The sequence below is a fragment of the Microbispora sitophila genome (assembly GCF_014892245.1).
Lineage (GTDB): Bacteria > Actinomycetota > Actinomycetes > Streptosporangiales > Streptosporangiaceae > Microbispora > Microbispora siamensis.
The window spans coordinates 269,572-288,626 of record NZ_JADBGC010000010.1; the positions used below are offsets into that span (position 1 = coordinate 269,572).

At 72.1% G+C, this 19,055-nt stretch carries 18 protein-coding genes; 5 read left to right on the forward strand and 13 right to left on the reverse strand.

The genetic code is table 11. The features are described from left to right. Positions 1-48: 48 nt before the first annotated feature. A complete protein-coding gene (locus IL992_RS20510; RefSeq protein ID WP_193204964.1) occupies positions 49-852 on the reverse strand; it encodes a uracil-DNA glycosylase in 804 nt (267 codons plus the stop codon). A gap of 224 nt (positions 853-1,076) precedes the next feature. Between IL992_RS20510 and IL992_RS20515 the strand changes: the two genes are divergently transcribed. The 3 genes from IL992_RS20515 to IL992_RS20525 all read left to right on the forward strand — a co-directional run bounded on the left by IL992_RS20515 (position 1,077) and on the right by IL992_RS20525 (position 3,228). Then, a complete protein-coding gene (locus IL992_RS20515; protein WP_193204965.1) occupies positions 1,077-2,282 on the forward strand; it encodes a cytochrome P450 family protein in 1,206 nt (401 codons plus the stop codon). Positions 2,283-2,379: 97 nt separating this feature from the next. Next, the gene (locus IL992_RS20520; RefSeq protein ID WP_193204966.1) at positions 2,380-2,796 is read left to right on the forward strand and encodes an SRPBCC family protein; all 417 of its coding nucleotides are present in this window, start codon (positions 2,380-2,382) and stop codon (positions 2,794-2,796) included. 3 nt (positions 2,797-2,799) lie between these two features. Beyond that, the gene (locus tag IL992_RS20525) at positions 2,800-3,228 is read left to right on the forward strand and encodes a MarR family winged helix-turn-helix transcriptional regulator (RefSeq protein WP_193204967.1); all 429 of its coding nucleotides are present in this window, start codon (positions 2,800-2,802) and stop codon (positions 3,226-3,228) included. 13 nt (positions 3,229-3,241) lie between these two features. Here IL992_RS20525 and IL992_RS20530 read toward each other — a convergent pair whose 3' ends face one another. The 9 genes from IL992_RS20530 to mfd form a co-directional block, all read right to left on the reverse strand. Further along, positions 3,242-4,249, reverse strand: a complete 1,008-nt coding sequence (locus IL992_RS20530; protein WP_193204968.1) for a DUF1700 domain-containing protein — start codon at positions 4,247-4,249, stop codon at positions 3,242-3,244. Then, on the reverse strand, positions 4,246-4,575 hold the full coding sequence (locus IL992_RS20535) for a PadR family transcriptional regulator (protein ID WP_142571211.1): 330 nt from the start codon (positions 4,573-4,575) through the stop codon (positions 4,246-4,248). Before IL992_RS20535 ends, IL992_RS20530 begins: the two co-directional genes overlap by 4 nt. Positions 4,576-4,644: 69 nt before the next feature. Continuing rightward, a complete protein-coding gene (locus tag IL992_RS20540) occupies positions 4,645-5,586 on the reverse strand; it encodes a Ppx/GppA phosphatase family protein (RefSeq protein ID WP_193204969.1) in 942 nt (313 codons plus the stop codon). 76 nt (positions 5,587-5,662) lie between these two features. Continuing rightward, on the reverse strand, positions 5,663-6,283 hold the full coding sequence (locus IL992_RS20545) for a DUF501 domain-containing protein (RefSeq protein ID WP_193204970.1): 621 nt from the start codon (positions 6,281-6,283) through the stop codon (positions 5,663-5,665). After that, positions 6,280-6,741 (reverse strand): FtsB family cell division protein, encoded by a 462-nt coding sequence (locus IL992_RS20550; protein WP_319018693.1) that lies wholly within the window; start codon positions 6,739-6,741, stop codon positions 6,280-6,282. Before IL992_RS20550 ends, IL992_RS20545 begins: the two co-directional genes overlap by 4 nt. 160 nt (positions 6,742-6,901) lie before the next feature. Then, entirely contained in the window at positions 6,902-8,182 is a 1,281-nt protein-coding gene (gene eno, locus IL992_RS20555) for a phosphopyruvate hydratase (protein ID WP_193204971.1), read from the reverse strand. A gap of 82 nt (positions 8,183-8,264) precedes the next feature. Further along, complete coding sequence (locus tag IL992_RS20560; protein WP_193204972.1) at positions 8,265-9,263, reverse strand: MazG family protein; 999 nt, start codon at positions 9,261-9,263, stop codon at positions 8,265-8,267. Positions 9,264-9,550: 287 nt separating this feature from the next. Next, positions 9,551-10,198, reverse strand: a complete 648-nt coding sequence (locus IL992_RS20565; protein WP_193204973.1) for a SurA N-terminal domain-containing protein — start codon at positions 10,196-10,198, stop codon at positions 9,551-9,553. A 52-nt stretch (positions 10,199-10,250) separates the two neighbouring features. Beyond that, positions 10,251-13,748: a transcription-repair coupling factor gene (gene mfd / locus IL992_RS20570; protein WP_193204974.1), complete on the reverse strand. Its 3,498-nt coding sequence runs from the start codon at positions 13,746-13,748 to the stop codon at positions 10,251-10,253. A 227-nt stretch (positions 13,749-13,975) separates the two neighbouring features. Here mfd and IL992_RS20575 point away from each other — a divergent pair, with 227 nt between their 5' ends. Beyond that, positions 13,976-14,707, forward strand: coding sequence for a methyltransferase domain-containing protein (locus tag IL992_RS20575; protein WP_193204975.1), 732 nt, complete (start codon positions 13,976-13,978; stop codon positions 14,705-14,707). A gap of 4 nt (positions 14,708-14,711) precedes the next feature. Here the strand turns inward: IL992_RS20575 and IL992_RS20580 are convergent, their stop codons facing one another. Beyond that, positions 14,712-15,974: a hypothetical protein gene (locus tag IL992_RS20580; protein ID WP_193204976.1), complete on the reverse strand. Its 1,263-nt coding sequence runs from the start codon at positions 15,972-15,974 to the stop codon at positions 14,712-14,714. Then, the gene (locus tag IL992_RS20585; protein WP_319018694.1) at positions 15,971-16,561 is read right to left on the reverse strand and encodes a SigE family RNA polymerase sigma factor; all 591 of its coding nucleotides are present in this window, start codon (positions 16,559-16,561) and stop codon (positions 15,971-15,973) included. The genes IL992_RS20580 and IL992_RS20585 overlap by 4 nt, the downstream gene beginning before the upstream one ends. An 89-nt stretch (positions 16,562-16,650) precedes the next feature. On the opposite strand from IL992_RS20585, the gene cysC reads away from it, so the two are divergent. Next, entirely contained in the window at positions 16,651-17,892 is a 1,242-nt protein-coding gene (gene cysC / locus IL992_RS20590; RefSeq protein ID WP_319018699.1) for an adenylyl-sulfate kinase, read from the forward strand. A 16-nt stretch (positions 17,893-17,908) separates the two neighbouring features. Here the strand turns inward: cysC and IL992_RS20595 are convergent, their stop codons facing one another. Continuing rightward, positions 17,909-18,940: a glycoside hydrolase family 26 protein gene (locus tag IL992_RS20595; RefSeq protein ID WP_193204978.1), complete on the reverse strand. Its 1,032-nt coding sequence runs from the start codon at positions 18,938-18,940 to the stop codon at positions 17,909-17,911. Between the last annotated feature and the right edge of the window lie 115 nt (positions 18,941-19,055).

The following is a 19,055-nucleotide window of genomic DNA, read 5'->3' on the forward strand; positions in this document are numbered from 1 at the left end:
ATTCCCGCGTTCTTCCCTTCGTGATCGACTTCACACTCGTGAAATGGTTCACAAGGGTGCCGTCCCCAGGGCGGCGGCGCGGGCGAAGGCCCCGTCGAGCATGTCCGCGGTGACCCGGCCGGTGAAGGTGTTCTGCTGGCTCGGGTGGTAGCAGCCGATGAGCGTGACCGGAGCCGCGCCGTAAGAGAGGGACACCTCCACCGCGTGGCCGAACGGCGGCCTGCGGGGCGGCAGCGTGAACCCGGCCTCGCGCAGCGCGGGCCACACCGCCTGCCAGGCGAAGCCGCCGAGCGCCACGATCACCCGAGTCGTGCCGGCCACCAGCGCGAGTTCCCTGGCGAGCCAGGGGAAGCAGGTGTCGCGCTCCTCCGGGGTGGGCTTGTTGGCGGGCGGCGCGCACCGCACCGCCGCCATCATCCGGGCGCCGATCAGCCGCTGCCCGTCGCCCGCGTGGACGCTGGTCTCCTGCGCGGCGAGCCCGGTGCGGTACAGCGACGCGAACAGCCAGTCGCCGCTGCGGTCGCCGGTGAAGATCCGGCCGGTCCGGTTGCCGCCGTGCGCGGCGGGGGCCAGACCCACGATGAGGGTGTGCGGCGCCTCGTCGCCCCACCCCGCGATCGGCCGGCCCCAGTAGGTCTCGTCCGCGAACGCCCGCCGTTTGACGTCGGCGACCTCCTCCCGCCACTCCACGAGACGGGGGCAGGCGCGGCACACCGACTGCCTGGCGGTCAGTTCGGTCAGCGTACGGCTCTCTGCGGCCAGTTTGGCGACCTCGTGGGCGTCGTGGGCGACGGGGGTGTCCGGGCACGCGGGGTCGCCCGGCCAGCCGGAACCGGGAGGAACGGAGCTCATGACACCGATCGTGCCAGGTCAAAAGATGTGTGTCGGCCAGAAGCCGGCTCTCGCGGCGCCGGCGCCCGCGACCGCCGATCGCGCCGCGGAACCGGCGCCCGGTGCCGCGCCGTCGCGCGGTCTCCACCCGGTGTCCACGGAGCATCCGCGCCGTGTCACGAAGAGGCCATGCCGAGAAAGATTCCAATCTTTTCCGTCGTGCCGGAGGTGGGTACGTACGGCGCGTGTCGACCGACTCAATCCCCCCGCTGTTCGGCCCGGCGTTCGACGCCGACCCTTACCCCGCCTACGACTGGCTGCGCCGGAACGCACCGGTGACCCGCGTGCCGCTGCCCGGCTGCGAGGCGTGGCTGATCACACGGTACGAGGACGCCGTGACCGCGCTGACCCATCCCGCCCTCGCCAAGGACCCGGCGGCCGGCTCGCCCGAGTGGCGGGCCGCCTCTCTCGGCCTGCCCCTGGACCACCGGCCCGGTCTCGCCCGCCACATGATCAACGCCGACGGAGGCGACCACGCGCGCCTGCGGCGGCTCGTGAGCGGGGCCTTCACGCCCCGGCGGATGGCGGGGCTGCGGACGCGGGCGCTGGAGGTGACCGACGCGCTGCTCGACCGCCTCGACGGCCCCGAGGCGGATCTGATCGCCGGTCTCGCCTATCCCCTGCCGATCACGATCATCTGCGACCTGCTCGGCGTGCCCGAGGAGGACCGGGCCACCTTCCACCACCACGCCTCCGTCATCGACTCGGCGGCGGCGTCCGAGGTGGAGGAGATCACCCGCGCCACGGACGCCCTGGAGAGCTTCCTGGCCGACCTGGTCGAGCTCAAGCGTTCCCGGCCGGGCAACGACCTGCTCACCGATCTCGTACGGCGGTCCAACCAGGGCGAGATCGACAAGGACGAGCTGACCTCGACCGCGTTCCTGTTGCTGATCGCCGGCCACGAGACGACCGTCGCGCTGATCGGCAACGGCCTGCTCGCGCTGCTGCGGCATTCCGGCCAGGCGGCGGCCCTGCGCGCCGACCTCTCCCTGCTGCCGGACTTCATCGACGAGATGCTGCGCTACGACGGTCCCGTGCGGAACGCCACCTGGCGCTTTCCCACCGAGCCCGTGGTCATCGGCGGCCAGGAGATGCTGCCCGGGGAGCCCATCCTCGTCTCGCTGCTGGCGGCGAACCGGGACCCGGCGGCGTTCGCCGAACCGGACGCGTTCTCCCCCGGCCGGATCGGCGAGCCGCACCTCGCCTTCGGCCGGGGGCCGCACTACTGCGTCGGCGCGGCCCTGGCCAAGGTGGAGGGAGAGGCCGCGATCGGCCGGGTCCTCGAACGGTTCCCCGATCTTGCCCTCGCCACCGACCCCGCCGAGCTGAGCTGGTGGCCGAGCGCCATCATGCGCGGCCTGTTCTCCCTGCCTGTCCGCCTGCACGGCTGACGTCCCGCCCGGCTCCGTCCGTACACGGAGCCGGGCTATGGACGGATAGTCTTCGCGTAGATAGTCTGTGCGTAGGCAATGAGCGAAGGAACCCGGAATGTGGGAGTACGAGCACAGCGTGGAAACCGCCGCGAGCGCGGGCACGGTCTGGCGGCACTGGTCGGACATGGCGGCGTGGCCGCGCTGGAACGACGGGATCGAGAGCATCGAGATCGACGGGCCGTTCGCCGTCGGCACCACGTTCACGATGACCCCGCCGGGCGACGAGCCGATCCGGATGCGCCTGACCGAGGTCGAGCCGGGCAAGTGGTTCACCGACGAGATGGACGCCGGCGACTTCGTCGTACGGACCGTGCACCGGCTCGAACCGGCCGACGGCGGCACCAGGATCGTCTACCGCACCGAGATCACCGGCCCGGCCGCGGACGAGGTCGGCCCGCAGCTCGGCCCGGCCATCACCGCCGACTTCCCCGACGTGCTGGCCGCGCTGGTGCGGCTGGCAGAGGAGGGCTAGACCATGCCGCCGCTGGACCCCGAGGAGAGCCCGGGGTTCCTGCTGTGGCACGCCACGCTCCGCTGGCAGCGCGACATCGCGGCGGCCCTCGCGCCGCTGGATCTCACCCACGTGCAGTTCGTCCTGCTGGCCGCCACGTGGTGGTTCAACTCCCACGGCGAGGATCCCAACCAGCTCACGCTGGCCCGGCAGGCCGGCACGGACGTGAAGATGACCTCGCAGGTCATCCGCAAGCTGGAGGCCAAGGGCCTGGTCCTGCGCGAGGTCGACCCCGCCGACACCCGAGCCAGGAGGCTGCGGGTCACCGAGCGTGGCGCCGCCCTCGCGCAGGAGGCGATCACCGTGGTCGAGGGGGTGGACCGGGCCTTCTTCCGGCCCGTCTCCGACCGCACGACGCTCCTGACCATGCTGCGTGCGCTCGGGTCCGGCTGACTCCGCGTTCGTCCTACCGCTCTCGGCGCGACGGCGTGGCGGAGGGCGACGGTGAGGCGGAAGGGGTCGCGGAGGGGGTGGCGGAGGCCGTGGCGTCCGTGGGCGCCGGCGTGGCGGGCGCGCAGGTCGCCTCCGTCCCGTCGGGGGCGAAGGCGCCCGGCCCGCGCATCGGCCGCAGCGGCAGCGGGTAGGCGTTGCGGATGGGCGGCTCGCCGCCACAGGGGATGACGATGCTCTGGTCGAACATCTCCGGATTCATCATGATCGGGTTGCCGTCCTGGTCGTAGAGCCGGACGTTGCGCAACGGCGTCCCGTCCTCCGCGTACGGGAAGATGTTGTAGACGTCCCCGCCCAGCGAGGACACCGTCTCCACCCGCATCCCCGGCCCGTACACGTCCGGCTGGGGGCCGTAGTCGAAGGCCACGCTGCGCGACGACGTGCTCGGGACGTCGGCCATCGCCGTGATCACGAGGACCGCGGCCAGCAGGTTGGCCCCGAGCAGCAGCACGCGGCCCCAGCGCGACGGCCGCGTACGGCCCCGCCGGCCCAGCCACACCGACCCCCAGATGACCGCGAGCGTGAACACCCAGGCGGGGATGTCGCCGGGGACCAGCCCGGGGGCGCTGATCGGTGCGAGCACGGCCAGCGCGATCGCGTAACCCCGCAGCACCCACCACGCGGGGCGCAGCTCTGGGGCGAAGACGGCGGCCTGCCGGTAGGGCGGGAGCACGAGCAGCCGCGTGTGAACGCGCCGGACGGCTCCGCTCACCCGCTCGCGCAGCCGCCCGCCCAGCGAGGAGCCGCCGCCCGACGGCCGCCCGCCGTAGGCGGCCCGCAACTCGGCCGCGTACGCCTCGGGGCTGCCGAGGCGTTCCTCCAGCGACATGCCCGGCTCGGCGGCGACCTCGGCGAGATGTTCGTCCAGGTCCTCCAGCAGCGCGTCCCGGTCGCGGGCGGGGAGATCGGCGAGCGCCTCGCGTACGGCGGCGGCGTAGTCCTGGGGCGTCATTGGGGGATTCATCCTGGATCGACCTCCTTGAGCAGGTCGTTCATGGTGGCGGCGAAGGACGTCCAGGTCTTCGCCGAGGTCTGGAGGAGCGAGCGGCCCACGTCGTTCAGGCCGTAGTACTTGCGGTGCGGTCCCTCGTCGGAGGCGACCACGTAGGAGGTGAGCGCTCCGGCCTTGAAGAGCCGCCGCAGCGTCCCGTACACCGAGGCGTCGCCGACGTCCTCGAGCCCCGCCTCACGCAGGCGGCGTACGACGTCGTATCCGTAGCTGTCGCGCTCGGCGAGCACCGCGAGGACCGCCAGGTCGAGAACCCCTTTGAGGAGCTGGCTACTGTCCACGCACCGCACAGTACTACGCAATGCGCAATAGCGGCAAGATCGGGCCCCGAGGGGCCGGACCGTGGGCGGTCAGGCGGTGAGGGACCAGGCGATTCCGTCGAGGATGTCGTGCTCGCTGACCACGACCTCGGAGAAGCCGTAGCGGCGGACGATGCGGTCGAGAATGAGCGCGCCCGCGCCGATGACGTCCACCCGGCCCGGGTGCATGACCGGGATGGCCGCCCGCTCGTCGTGCGTCATGCGCAGCAGTCGCGCGGATACCTCGTGGACCCGCTCGGCGGGGATGCGCGAGTGATGGATGCGCGCGGGGTCGTAGGCGGACAGATCGAGCGCGATCCCGGCGACCGTGGTGACCGAACCCGCCAGGCCGACCAGCGTCCGCGCCGTGCGCACGGGGACGCTCTCCTCGACCCGGTCCATCGCCGCCTCGATGTCGGCGATGGCCGCCTCCACCGTCTCGGCGCTCGGGGGGTCGTCGCGCAGGTGGCGCTCGGTCAGCCGTACGCAGCCGATGTCCACCGAGAGCGCGCCCTCGACGGACCGGGAGCCGACGACGAACTCGGTCGAGCCGCCCCCGATGTCCACCACCAGATAGGGGGTCTCGGCCTCGGCACCGGAGTGGGCCAGGCCCCGGGTCGCGCCGGTGAAGGACAGCCGCGCCTCCTCGTCACCGGTCACCACCTCGGGCTCCACGCCGAAGATGTCCCGCACACCGGAGACGAAGTCGGCCCGGTTGGCGGCGTCGCGGGTCGCCGAGGTGGCGACCACGCGGACCGGCAGGGGACCGTCCGGGGAGTGCTCCCTGATCAGCTTGGCGTACCCGCGCATGGCCGTGAACGTCCGCTCCAGGGCCTCCGGCGCGAGCCGTCCCGTACGGTCGACGTCCTGGCCGAGCCTGACGATCTCCATCCGCCGCTCGACGTCGGTGAGGCTGTCGCCCGAAATGTCCGCGATGAGAAGGCGGACCGAGTTGGTCCCGCAATCGATGGCCGCGACCCGCTTCGTCTTCACGCTCATCCCCTCCGGCCTCCGGTCGGCTCCCCGCGCCATGGCGGCGCTCCCGTTTCGGTCCCGCGCCCGGCCGGGCTCATGACTGCTCTTCGGTTTTCTCCACGACCACGCAGGGGCCGCCGGCCCACCAGTCGGGCAGCGCGTCGAGGGCCTCGCGGCCGAACGGGTTGACCCCCGGCGCGGCCAGCTCGTGGGCGACCAGCGCGTGCAGGCACTTGACCCGGCCCGGCATGCCGCCGGCGCTCTGCATGCCGCGCGGCAGCGGCTCCAGGCCCTCCTCCTCGGCCGCGCGGTCGCGGCGGGCGACATAGTCCTCGTGGGCCGCCCGGTAGGCCTCGGCCAGCTCGGGGTCCTCGGAAAGCCGGGCCTGCATGCTTCTCATCAGGCCGGAGGACTCCAGCGTGCCGATCGCCGAGGCGGCCTTCGGGCAGGTCAGGTAGAACAGCGTGGGGAACGGCGCGCCGTCGGGCAGCCGGGGCGCGGTCTCCAGCACGTCGGGCAGGCCGCAGGGGCACCGGTGGGCGACGGCCCGCACCCCGCGCGGCTGCCGCCCGAGCTGCGCCCGCGCCGCCGCCAGGTCGGCGGGGTCCACCCGGCCCGCGTGGCCCACGTGGTCCGCCTGGTCGTCCACCACGTCGATCTCCTCGCCCTTCACGCTTTCCGCCACGCCGTCACCGGCGACGTACGCGGTCCTCATCCCGCCGGTGCCGACGCCGACGCGGATGCGGACGCCGTCGGTGCCGGGCTCTGCCGCGCCGCGGGTGCGGCGGGCCGCCCCTTGTCGGCCGCCTCGAACGACCGCCAGAGAGTGACGTACCAGGCGGGCCGCTCCGGCTGCTTCGCCCCCGCCTTGGCGGCGGCGGTCCCGGCCGTCTCCTCGTCGAGCACCTGGTAGCAGTCCGCGCCCGGCTCGCAGTAGAACAGCCGCTCCTTGGCCAGGCGCTTGATGTAGTCCGGATCCTCCAGCCGCCGGCGCCGCTGCTCCAGATTCTGGAGCTTGCGCAGCGCGTTCGCCTGCTGCGCCTCAAGCTGGGCGATCTGCCGGCGTTGGGCGACGTACTCCCGCACGGGGTAGGCCAGGCTCATGGCGATGGCGCACACGACGACCGCGAGGATCGCCGCGCGCCCGGTGAGCTGCGGCCGCTTCGCCGCCACGAAACCACCCCTCCCGGTCGGTCAGCGCATGGCCCGATCAACGGCCACACTAACCGCCCGTCCCGGCCGTACACGCCCGGACGGGCACGGCGTCGCCGCACCCATCGCCACACCGGGCGTCCGGAACGTGTCCAGCCGGGCTACCGCCGCGTGCCGCAGGCTATCCCCGGAAACGCGGGAAGGCGGCGCGACCGGCGTACCGCGCCGCGTCGTCGAGCAGCTCCTCGATGCGCAGGAGCTGGTTGTACTTGGCCACCCGGTCCGAGCGAGCCGGGGCGCCGGTCTTGATCTGACCGCAGTTGGTGGCCACGGCGAGGTCGGCGATCGTGGTGTCCTCGGTCTCGCCGGAGCGGTGGCTCATCATGCAGCGGTAGCCGCTGCGGTGGGCCAGGTCGACCGCGTCGAGGGTCTCCGACAGCGTGCCGATCTGGTTCACCTTCACCAGCAGGGCGTTGGCCGCGCCGTCGGCGATGCCGCGGCCGAGTCGCTCGGGGTTGGTGACGAACAGGTCGTCGCCCACGAGCTGGACCTTGGCGCCGAGCGAGGTGGTGATGGCCTTCCAGCCCTCCCAGTCCTCCTCGTTCAGCGGGTCCTCGATGGAGACCAGCGGGTAGGAGCGGACCAGGTCCTCGTAGAAGGAGATCAGCTCGGCGGCCGACACGCCCTTGCCGTCGATCGTGTAGACGCCGTCGTTGTGGAACTCGCTGGCCGCGACGTCGAGCGCGAGCGCGATGTCCTGGCCCGGCGTGTAGCCGGCCTTCTCGATCGCGACCATGATCAGGTCGAGGGCGTCGCGGTTGGACGGCAGGTTGGGCGCGAAACCGCCCTCGTCGCCCAGGCCGGTGGCGTAGCCCTTCTCCTTCAGCACGCCCTTGAGCGTGTGGTAGGTCTCCGCGCCCATGCGCAGCGCCTCGGAGAACGTCTCGGCGCCGATCGGCGCGATCATGAACTCCTGGATGTCCACGTTGGTGTCGGCGTGCGCGCCGCCGTTCAGGATGTTCATCATCGGCACGGGCAGGATGTGCGCGTTCGGCCCGCCGACGTAGCGGAACAGGGGCAGGTCGGCGCTGTCGGCGGCGGCCTTGGCGACGGCCAGCGAGATGCCGAGGATCGCGTTGGCCCCGAGGCGGGCCTTGTTGGGCGTGCCGTCCAGGTCGATCATCGTCTGGTCGATGAGACGCTGCTCCTCGGCGTCGAAGCCGATGAGCTCGTCGGCGATCTCGTCGGTCACGCCGAGGACGGCCTTCTCGACACCCTTGCCGAGATAGCGCTTCTTGTCCCCGTCGCGCAGCTCGACGGCCTCGAACTGACCGGTGGAGGCGCCACTCGGAACGGCGGCACGGCCGGTGCTGTAGTCGTCCAGCAGTACCTCGACCTCGACCGTGGGGTTCCCACGGGAGTCGAGGATCTCGCGGGCGGTGATGGCCTCGATGGCAGCCACGAACGCTCCTAGCAAAATGGCGGGCGGTTTGCCTCCCGAGCCTATCGGTCCCTACTACTCGGTACGGCGCAGGGCCGCCCGTTCACGGCGTGTCCGGCGGCGTCACCGGTTGATGGCTCTCCCACTCCTCCACGCGCCGCCGGTACTCCCTGGCCGCCGCCCTCAGCTCGGCCTCGGGGTCGAGCCCCGCGTCCTGGGTCTCCCGTACGAGCGCGAACAGGCGGGCGCCGGCGGGCGGGGCGAGGTCGCCGGCGAGAGAGGCGGGCGCGCCGGCCCGGCCGGCCCGGCGCAGGAGCTGGGCGGCCAGAGAGATCGCCGGCTGGCCCATGGGCACGCCGCTGAGCGCCGAGGCGGTCTCCCCCTTGGCGGCACGCTCGGCCGCCTTGATCGTCTCCCAGTTGTCGCTGACCTCACCGGCGCCGGCGACCTCGACGTCCGCGAAGACGTGCGGGTGACGGCGCACCAGCTTCTCCACGATCCCGGCGGCGACGTCGTCGATGTCGAAGCCGTCCCCGGCCGTCCCCTCCGGGCCCATCCGTTCCTGGGCGAGCCGGGCGTGGAACATCACCTGGAGCAGCAGGTCGCCGAGCTCCTCGCGCAGCGGCGGGCCGTAGTCGCCCTCGTGGATGGTCTCCAGCACCTCATAGGCCTCTTCGACCAGGTAGGGCACGAGCGACTCGTGGGTCTGCTTGCGGTCCCACGGACACTCGCGGCGCAGCCGGTCCATGACCTGGACGAGGTCGAGCAGCCGGGCCCCGGGCAGGTCGTAGGAGCCGGGGACGACCTCGATCTCCGGCGGCTCGTCCAGGGAGATCGCGGCATGGCCGACCGCGCGCATGAAGTCCTCGTCGCCGTCCTGCGCGGCCAGCCACACCACCGTCCCCGTACGGCTCTCGCGGGCGATCGCGCCGGGGTCGGGGGTCACCACCTCGACCCGGACGCCTGCCTCGTCGAGATAGGGCAGGTAGGGATGGTCCGGGGTGCCGGTGAGCACCCGCCCTCGGGTGAGGGCCTTCCACGCCGCGGGCGCGAGCAGGCCCGGAGCGACCCGAGGCGAGGTGGTCACCACGATCAACGCCATGGTCCCACCTTAGTGAGGGCGTTCGCTGCAAGAAGCGGAGCGGGCGGAAGCGAGGACCGCGGCGAAGACTCAACCCGGGCCCCGCGGAAATTCCGAGCTTGCGAGGAATTTTCGTGGGTGGAGCGGAGCGGGCTTCGTGAGGACCGGAGTTTTCGCCCGGAGCAGTGACGTCCCGACGAACCCGCAGACCGGCGCAGTGACGTCCCGGCGAACCCGCAAAAGGACAGCACACCGGCCGCCCGGCGGGTGGTCCGGGCGGCCGTCTCGAAACCCGCGGAGATGGCGGCTCAGCCGGCCGGGGCGGCGTCGGCCGCGCCCGCGGCGGCCCCGCCCGCCGTGGCCGCGCTCGATGAGCCGAAGCGGTCGTCGGGCACGAAAATCGCCTGCTTGGGGTCGTACTTGCCGTAGCGCGGGCTGTACTTCACCGGCACGGTGGAGTCGGCCTCCTCCATGACCTTCTGCACCGCCGCCTGCTGGCTCGCCTGGTCCTGACCGGCCCCGGCCTGCTGCATCAGCTTGATGCGGATGACGTAGGCGCGCAGGAAGTCGCGGCCCTGGTCCAGCGGGATGCCGCTGGCCAGCAGCACCTTCTTGAACTGGTCCCAGCCGCCCTGCGCCGCGGCGATGTCGTCGACGTCCCGGTCCGTAGCCGTGACGCCCTTGCGCTGGCCGAACTCCTGGAACTGCCTGCTGAAGCTCATGTTGAGCAACACCATCTGCGGCAGCGAGGCGGGCAGCTGGAGCTGCTCCTCGGGGATCTTGTTGGCGGCCAGATCGGCGCGCAGCGCGCGGACCTCGTCGTTCAGCTCGCTGGAGGTGATGCGCTCCTTGCCCACGATGGCCGCGGAACCCGCCTGCACGGGGCCGCCGCACGCGGTCACGGCGATCCCGGCCGCCGCCAGCGCCACGGCGACGCGCACTCGATACGACTTCACGGACGATCCTCCCGAACGACACCGGCCACGCATATGTTGACAATTTCGCGGGTCACTGTACCCGCATCGACTCCAGGAACAGGGCCTCGACCAGGTCCCCGCACCATTTCAGCAGGTCGAGGTCGCGTAGTGGCTGACCGCCGATCGGCTTGGTCTTGGGCACCGGCACGAGCAGGACGCCCGTCGCCTGCTTCCAGATGGAGCGGGGATAGAGCCGCTGCAGCCGCACCTGCTGGGAGTCCCTCAGCTCCACGGGCGCGAACCTGATCTGCTGGCCCTGCAGCGTCACGTCGGTCAGCCCCGCCTTGCGGGCCTTGATCCGGAAGCGCGCCACCTCCAGCAGGTTGTCCACTTCCTGGGGCGGCCTGCCGTACCGGTCGGTGAGCTCGTCGCGGACCGCCGTGATGTCGTCCTCCGAGCCGATCGCCGCGATCCGCTTGTACGCCTCCAGGCGCAGCCGCTCCGAGGTGACGTAGTCGTGCGGCACGTGGGCGTTGATCGGCAGCTCGACCTTGACCTCGGGCCGCTCCTCCACCTTCGCCTCGCCCGCGAGCTTGGACTTCTGCTCCTGGACGGCCTCGGCCATCATGCGGACGTACAGGTCGAAGCCGACACCGGCGATGTGTCCCGACTGCTCGGCCCCGAGGATGTTGCCGGCGCCGCGGATCTCCAGGTCCTTCATCGCGACGTACATGCCCGCGCCCATCTCCGTGTGCTGGGCGATCGTGGCGAGCCGCTCGTGCGCGGTCTCGGTCAGCGGCGACTCGGGCGGGTAGAGGAAGTAGGCGTAGCCGCGCTCGCGGCCCCGGCCGACCCGGCCGCGCAGCTGGTGGAGCTGCGACAGGCCGTAGTTGTCCGCCCGGTCCACGATGAGCGTGTTGGCGTTGGGCACGTCGAGGCCGGACTCGACGATCGTGGTGGAGACGAGCACGTCGAAGTTGCGCTCCCAGAAGTCCACCATGATCTTTTCGAGCTGGCTCTCGTTCATCTGGCCGTGGGCGACCGCGATCCGCGCCTCCGGCACCAGCTCGTGCAGCCGCGAGGCGACCTTGTCGATCGTGCGGACCCGGTTGTGGACGAAGAACACCTGGCCGTCGCGCATCAGCTCGCGCCGGATCGCCGCCGCGATCTGCTTCTCGTCGTACGGCCCGACGAACGTGAGGATCGGATGCCGCTCCTCCGGCGGGGTGAGGATGGTCGACATCTCGCGGATGCCGGTGAGGCCCATCTCCAGCGTCCGCGGGATCGGCGTCGCCGACATGGCGAGCACGTCCACCTGCGTGCGCATGTGCTTCATGGCCTCTTTGTGCTCGACGCCGAACCGCTGTTCCTCGTCCACGATGATCAGGCCGAGCTCCTTGAACTTCACCTCGGGCGACAGCAGCCGGTGCGTGCCGATCACCACGTCGACCGTGCCCGTACGCAGGCCGTCGAGGGTCTCCCGCACCTCGGAGTCGGTCTGGAACCGCGAGATCGGCTTCACCGTGACGGGGAAGCTGGCGAACCGCTCGCCGAACGTCGACAGGTGCTGCTGCACGAGCAGCGTCGTCGGCACGAGCACGGCGACCTGCTTGCCGTCCTGCACCGCCTTGAACGCCGCCCGCACCGCGATCTCGGTCTTGCCGTAACCGACGTCGCCGCAGATCAGGCGGTCCATCGGGACGGGCCGCTCCATGTCGCGCTTGACCTCGTCGATCGCTTCGAGCTGGTCGCCCGTCTCGGCGTACGGGAAGGCGTCCTCCATCTCCCGCTGCCAGGGGCTGTCGGGGGCGAACGCGTGACCGGGCGAGGCCATCCGGGCCGAGTAGAGCCGGATCAGCTCGCCCGCGATCTCCCTGACCGCCTTCTTCGCCCTGGTCTTGGCCTTGGCCCAGTCGGCCCCGCCCATGCGGTTGAGCGTGGGCGCCTCGCCGCCGACGTAGCGCGTGACCTCGTCGAGCTGATCGGTCGGCACGTAGAGCCGGTCGCCCCTGGCGTACTCGATCACGAGGTATTCGCGGGTCGCGCCCTGGATCGTGCGCTGCACCATCTCGACGTAGCGGCCCACGCCGTGCTGCTCGTGCACCACGTGGTCGCCGACCTTGAGCTGGAGCGGGTCGACCATGTTGCGGCGGCGCGACGGCAGCCGCCGCATGTCCTTGGTGGACGCCTTCTGGCCGACGAGGTCGAGGTGGGTCACCACGGCGACGTCCGGCGTGACGAAGCCGTGGTCGATGCGGCCCGTCGTGACCTGCACGACGTCCTTCGGCGGCGGACCGTCGAGGGACGGCACCAGCCGCGCCGCCACGTCCACGCCCTTGAGCAGCTCGACCATGCGCTCGGCCGGGCCGTGCCCCTCGCTCAGCAGCACGACGGCCTTGCCCGTGCCCATCCAGCCCTTGATGTCGGCGAGCGCCCGCTGCGTGTCGCCCCGGTAGGCCTCGACGTCCTGCGCGTCCAGCTCCACGCCCTCGCCGAAGGGGGCGATGCTCCACCACGGCTGGCCCAGCTCGCCGGCGTGGTCGCGCACCTCCTCGAGCGTGCGGAAGGCGGCCGCCTCCAGGTCGATCGGGGCCTCTCCGCCCGCCGCAGCGGCGATCCAGGACGCCTCCATGAACTCCTGGCTGGTGTGGACCAGCTCGACGGCCCGGCCGCGGATCCGCTCGGGATCGCAGACGAACACGGCCGACCGGACCGGCAGGTGGTCGAGCAGCAGGTCCATCTCCCCGGCGAGCACGGGCGCGAACGCCTCCATGCCCTCCACCGGCACGCCCTCGGCGAGCTGGTCGAGCACGTCCTTCAGCGCCGGGTGCTCCTCCCCCAGCTCGCGGGCGCGCCGCCGTACGTCGTCGGTGAGCAGCAGCTCGCGGCAGGGCGCGGCGAACAGCCCGTCCTGGGCGACCTCCAGCGAGCGCTGGTCGGCAACCTTGAACCAGCGGATCTCCTCGATCGTGTCGCCCCAGAACTCCAGCCGCAGCGGGTGCTCCTCGGTGGGCGGGAACACATCGAGCAGGCCACCGCGCACGGCCACCTCACCGCGCTTCTCCACCATGTCCACCCGGTGGTAGCCGTTCTCGACCAGCCGGGCCACCACGTCGTCCAGGTCGGCGTCGTCGCCCGCGCGCAGCCGTACGGGCGCCAGGTCGCCGAGCCCGGCCACGATGGGCTGGAGCAGCGAGCGGATCGGGGCCACCACGACCCGCAGCGGGCCGGCCGCCGGGTCGCCCTCGATCGGGTGCGCCAGCCGCCGCAGCACGGCCAGGCGCTGGCCGACCGTGTCGCTGCGCGGCGACAGGCGCTCGTGCGGCAGCGTCTCCCAGGCGGGGAAGACGGCCACGGCGTTCTCGTCGACCAGGCTCGTCAGCGCGGCGGCGAGATCCTCCGCCTCGCGCCCGGTCGCCGTGACGGCGAGCACCGGCCGTACGCGGGACAGCGCGGCCACGGCGAACGGCCGCAGCGCGGGCGGCGCCACGAGCTCGGCGCCGGGGTGGGCGGCCTGCCCGGCGGCGTCGAGCGCGGCGGCCAGCCTGGGTTCGGCGGATACGAGGTCGAGCAGTCCGGAAAGAGACATCGATGCCTTCAAAAGCCCCGTGACAAAGACAGCCGGCGTGCGGACGCGGCCCCGTTCATCCGGCCGATCCCCCTTACGGAGGAGATCCGCGAGACGCTCCCAACCGGGCCGCGGCTACCAAGGCTACGCCCTGTCCATCCGCCTCGCTCCGCTCGCTCCTCGGTCGGGACATGATGGGTGACGGCAAATGCGCAACTGCGCGTCGTCAAATGATTACTCTCAGTGGTATGACAGAGGTTCGGTTGTCGTCCGCTGACCAGGACGACGTGTTCAGCCAGCGGATTCGCGAGCAGTGGACCGACCAGCTCGGACGGCGGCTCGACATCCTCATCGCCGGCTGCGGCCGGGGCGGCGCCCTCGACGTGGGGCGCTACGAGCCGAGGATGACGGGGGTGGACGAGGATCTGCCGCCCCTGCGGGCCCACACCTCCAACCGCGACGACCTGGAGGCGTCCTACCTGGGCGACCTGCGTCTCGTGCCGATCCCGCCGCGCTCCTTCGACGTCGTCTACGTGTCGTTCCTCCTCGAACGCATCCGGCACGCCGAGCTCGTGCTCGACCGGCTCGTCGCCGGGCTGCGTCCCGGTGGGCTGCTGCTGCTGAAGATGCGCGACCGCAAGTCGGCGTACGGCTTCTGCGACCGAATGGCGCCCCGCTGGCTGCGGCGGGCGCTGTGGCGCACGCTCGCCCCGGCGGGGTCGGTGGGGCCGCTTCCCGCGGTCTACGAGCCGCTGGCCTCCCGCGAAGGCATCCAGGCGTACTGCCTGATGCGCGGGCTCATGATCGCCGAGGACTACTCGGCGGTGAGCGGCCCGGCCCGGCGGGGTCCGCACGGCGGTCTGGTCGCCGTGGTCTGCCGGGCCGTGGCCGCGCTCTCGCGAGGCGGGCTCAACGGGACCGAGGACGAGATCACCATGGTGATCCGCCGTCCGCAGAACCACTTCGCCCGCCTCATCTGACCCGCTACCTGAGGGTCAGGACCGGCTGCCACGCCCCGGCCTCCTGGCTGTTCTTCCGGTAGACCGAGAGCTGGACCATGTCCCCGCCGTCGACGCCGACCAGGACCAGGCCGTTGTGGAACTCGCTTCCGCACGTGTCCGCGCAGCCCAGCGCGACCAGACGGTGGTCGTCGGCCCAGGCGAGAAGCTGGAGCACCTGCTGGCGGCCCACGACCTTGCCCGTCAAGACCTCGGTGACCTTGGTGGGCATACCGTCAGGGCCGGCGAGCAGCGCGCCGTCGGGCGACACGCCCGCCTTCGACTCCGTCGCGACGTAGCCGGGAGGTGCGTCGTGCGGTCTGCCCTCCAGGTCCAGGAAGGCGTCCGGCCGCTTCCAGACGTTGCTGCGCTCGCGGATCAGAGTGCCGTCGTCGCTCCACTCGAAGTCGCGCCTGACGTTGCTGTTGTCGGTCAGACAGGGATCGACGGCGTGAAAGTCGCCCGCCGTCGCGCTCGCCACGTCGACCAGGTAGAAGCCGGTGCGGCTGGTGGAGATCGTCTGGAACGGCGGCTGCCCGGGGTCCTCAGGCGTCGCAGCGACCCGCGCCGGGCACCGCCGCTCGCCGCCGGACACGACGTCCAGATCCGGGTAGTCGTCGTAGGCGGTGGCGAGGAGCTGTGTGCCGTCCGGCGACCAGGACACGCCGCCCACGGGGTGGTCCACCGGCACCCACGCCCGCACCTGCCGGGTCTCCATGTCGAGGATGCCGATCCTGCGTGCGGGCAGGTCCTTCTCCAGCACCGCCGCCCAGCGCAGTCCGGGCGCGACCTCGGCCCAGCCCCACTCCGTCTTCTCGTACCGGCTCGTCACCGGGTTGAGGAGATACCAGGTCCGGTCGAACAGTTTGCGTCCGGCGACGGTGCGCCACCGCCACGTGTAGTAGGCGGAGACGGCCACCCGGCCCGCCGCGATCATGGTCTTCGGCGGAGAGTTCCCGGTGTCGGCCAGCACGTCGTCCGCAGGGGTCGTCTGCCGGTACGGCTCGACGGGCACCACCACCGGCGGACCGCCGACCTGCGAGATCGGCTCTTCGGTGAAGAGGGGGACCACGACCAGCGGCACCAGCAGGGCCACGGCCGCCACGACGGCCGCGCACGAGACCGCCCCCGCGAATCTCGTCAGGCGCAGCCGCGACCGGCGCCGCAGCGCGCGGTCGGCGAGATCGCCGGGCACACGGGCCTCCCGCGACCACTCCTCCAGCGTCTGCTTCAGCATCCGGGGCGTCATGAGATCACCTCACTCAGGCGCAGATCGGCGAGTTCCGGCGCGGTCGTCCGCAGCCGGGCGAGGGACCGGTGCGCGGTGCTGCGCACGGTCCCGACGGAGCAGCCGAGGATCCGGGCCACCTCGTCCTCGGGCAGGTCTTCGAGATAGCGCAGCACGAGCACGGCGCGCTGGCGGGGCGTGAGCCGGGCGAGGGCCCGGCGCAGGATCATCCGCAACTCGGCCTCGTCGGTGCCCGCGCGCCCCGCCGGGTGCTCCGGCACGTCGGCCACGCTGGTCTCGCGCTGCCGCCAGGCGAGCCGCCACCAGCTGATCTGCTGGCGGTACATCACCTGCCGCACGTACGCCTCGGGCTCGTCGAGGCGGCCCCACCGCGTGACGACCTTGGCCAGGGCCGTCTGCAGCAGGTCCTCAGCGGAGTGCTGGTCTCCTCCGGTCAGCAGATAGGCCAGCCGCATCAGCGCCGGCGCGCGGGCCGACACGAATTCGCGAAATCTTCGCTCCTCCGCGTCGTCGCGGATGTCGTCGCGGATGTCGTCGCGGATGTCGTCGCGGATGTCGTCGCGGATGTCGTCGCGGATGGCGTCCACGAGCACCTCCTCCTCGGATTAATGTCTGCCTGTAGACGCTCCGAGCACGGGCGCGCTATGCGTGCCGTTGCCAGTAGGGTGCGTATCCGATTACCCGAGCGGAGACGGAAGCCATGACCGAGTGGACGCCCGACGCGCGTGAGCTGGCCGACCTGGAGCTGCTGCTGTCCGGGGCGTACGCGCCGCTGACCGGCTTCCTCACCTCGGCCGAGGTGGAGAGCGTGGTCGAGCGCGGGCGGCTGTCCGGCGGGACGCCCTGGCCCGACCCGATCACTATCGCGCTCCCCGACGAGTTCGGGCCCGGCGACCGGGTGACGCTCAAGGACCCCGAGGGCGCGGCGCTCGCGGTGCTGACCGTCGTGGAGCGGGACGGCCACCACGCCGCCGGACCGGTCGAGGCGCTCGACACCCCCGTGTACGGACCGTTCTCCCGGCTGCGCCGTACGCCGGAGGAGGTGCGCAAGGACCTGCCGGACGGCGAGGTCCTCGCGGTGACCATGCGCGGGCCGCTCGACGGGGCCGCGCTCGACGACGTGGCGGCGACCGCCGAGGAACTGGACGCGGCCGTGCTCCTCATGCCCCTCGTCTTCGGCGAGGGCGGGCCTGCCGTGGTGCGGGCCGCGCTCAAGGCGGCGGAGCGGCTTCCCGGGGCGAGGGTGGTCGCGGTGCCGCTCGCGCCGCGCGAGGACACCGAGATCGACCTCGAACTCCGCGAGCACGTGGCCCGCAACTACGGCGCCACCGAGCACTACGCCGGTCCCGCGCCGGTCACCATCCCGGGGCCGCCGCACAAGCGGGGGCTCGTGGTGTTCTTCACCGGGCTGTCCGGCTCGGGCAAGTCGACGATCGCCCGGGGGCTGCGTGACGCGCTGCTCGAACGGGGCGGCCGCACGGTCACCTACCTGGACGGCGACGTCGTGCGGCGGATGCTGTCGGCGGGGCTCACGTTCTCGCGGGAGGACCGCGACCGCAACATCCGCAGGATCGGTTTCGTGGCCGCCGAGGTGGCCCGCCACGGCGGCCTGGCCATCTGCGCGCCCATCGCGCCGTACGCCGCGACCCGCGACGAGGTGCGGGCGATGGTCGAGGAGGTCGGCGGCGACTTCCTGCTCGTCCACGTGGCCACGCCGCTGGAGGAGTGCGAGCGCCGCGACCGCAAGGGCCTGTACGCCAAGGCGCGGGCCGGGCTGATTCCGGAGTTCACCGGGATCTCCGACCCGTACGAGGAGCCGGAGGACGCCGACCTCGTCCTCGACACCACGGACATGACGATCGAGCGGGCGGTCGGCGCCGTGCTGAACCTGGTCACCTCGGGCGGCTGGGTCCGCTGAGGCGTCCGCCGAAGGCTCAGGAGGGCGGCACCGGCGTGGACGTGAAGCGGGGCAGCCGCCCGAGCTGCGCGAACGCCCGGGTGGCGCCCGGCGTGGTGTCGAACCTGGTGTCGCCCCGGGGCGCCAGCGGCGAGTCGAAGTAGACCAGCGCCTTGATCTGGGGGTAGTCCCCGATCTGACGCCGGACCGACTCGAAGAAGTCGCGCTTGAACCCCGGCGCCCCGCGCCGCTCGAAGGCGCCCCACTCGGCGACCATGATCGGCTTGGCCGGGAACCTGGCCTGCATCCAGCGGTAGAACCCGGGCCAGCCCGGCGCGTCGGGCCGGGTCTTGTCGACCAGCCCGGCGAAGTCCGTCACCCGGTCGTCCGCGTACGGGTCGAAGGCCACCCAGTCGACCACGTCGTCGCCGGGGTAGAGCCTGCCGAACCACGGCTTGACCGCCCAGTTGGGCGCGCCCATGTAGGTCATCACGGTCACCGCGTTGCGCACTCCCTGTTGCCGCAGGCGGGTCACCACGTGGCGGTACATCGCGACGTAGTCGGCGGGCGAGTATCCCCCGCCCTCGCGTACGTCGTTCTCCGGCTCGTGGTGGATCGTGAGGAAGAACCGGCCGGGGAAGGTGCGCCGGATGTGATCGGCGAGCCGGTCGAGACGCCCGTCCACCTCGCCGCGCGCGACCTCGGCCCAGGTGTGGTCGAGCGCCGGCTTCCAGTTCACCAGCAGCAGGCGGGGCCCCTTGGCGATCTCCCGCTCCTCTGCCGTCGGGAAGAGCTCGCCGCCCCGGTGGTAGACGTGCACGATGTCGGCCCGGCGGCCCATGCGCCGCTCGGCCATGTCCACCGCGCGGACCGGGCCGCGCCCCGAGAAGACGTCGGGCGCGATCCCCCACCACGCCCCGCACGTCGGGATGAGCTTGTCGGTGACCACGCAGGCGACCGGCGTCGTCCCGGCGCCGCCGCCCGGCACCCGCCCGCTCGTGGCGGTGCCCGTGCAGGCCGTCGCGCACGCCCCCGCCACCAGTACGGCCAAGCCGGCGATGAGTCTCATCGCGCCCCCTTCCTCGGCAGACCACGCAATGAACGGATGGGCAAACACCATCCCATCAATCCCCGTGGCTTTGGGGGCCGTTTCCCCATCTCACGTGTACGGAAATATCCGTTTT

What these genes read in the sequence shown, in the direction of transcription:
- IL992_RS20545 (WP_193204970.1), bottom strand. Translation starts at nt 6,283, where the DNA reads ATGAGGACCGCGTACGTCGCCGGTGACGGCGTGGCGGAAAGCGTGAAG.
- IL992_RS20575 (WP_193204975.1), top strand. Translation starts at nt 13,976, where the DNA reads ATGACAGAGGTTCGGTTGTCGTCCGCTGACCAGGACGACGTGTTCAGC.
- mfd (WP_193204974.1), bottom strand. Translation starts at nt 13,748, where the DNA reads ATGTCTCTTTCCGGACTGCTCGACCTCGTATCCGCCGAACCCAGGCTG.
- IL992_RS20595 (WP_193204978.1), bottom strand. Translation starts at nt 18,940, where the DNA reads ATGAGACTCATCGCCGGCTTGGCCGTACTGGTGGCGGGGGCGTGCGCG.
- IL992_RS20560 (WP_193204972.1), bottom strand. Translation starts at nt 9,263, where the DNA reads ATGGCGTTGATCGTGGTGACCACCTCGCCTCGGGTCGCTCCGGGCCTG.
- IL992_RS20530 (WP_193204968.1), bottom strand. Translation starts at nt 4,249, where the DNA reads ATGAATCCCCCAATGACGCCCCAGGACTACGCCGCCGCCGTACGCGAG.
- IL992_RS20520 (WP_193204966.1), top strand. Translation starts at nt 2,380, where the DNA reads ATGTGGGAGTACGAGCACAGCGTGGAAACCGCCGCGAGCGCGGGCACG.
- IL992_RS20510 (WP_193204964.1), bottom strand. Translation starts at nt 852, where the DNA reads ATGAGCTCCGTTCCTCCCGGTTCCGGCTGGCCGGGCGACCCCGCGTGC.
- IL992_RS20525 (WP_193204967.1), top strand. Translation starts at nt 2,800, where the DNA reads ATGCCGCCGCTGGACCCCGAGGAGAGCCCGGGGTTCCTGCTGTGGCAC.
- IL992_RS20580 (WP_193204976.1), bottom strand. Translation starts at nt 15,974, where the DNA reads ATGACGCCCCGGATGCTGAAGCAGACGCTGGAGGAGTGGTCGCGGGAG.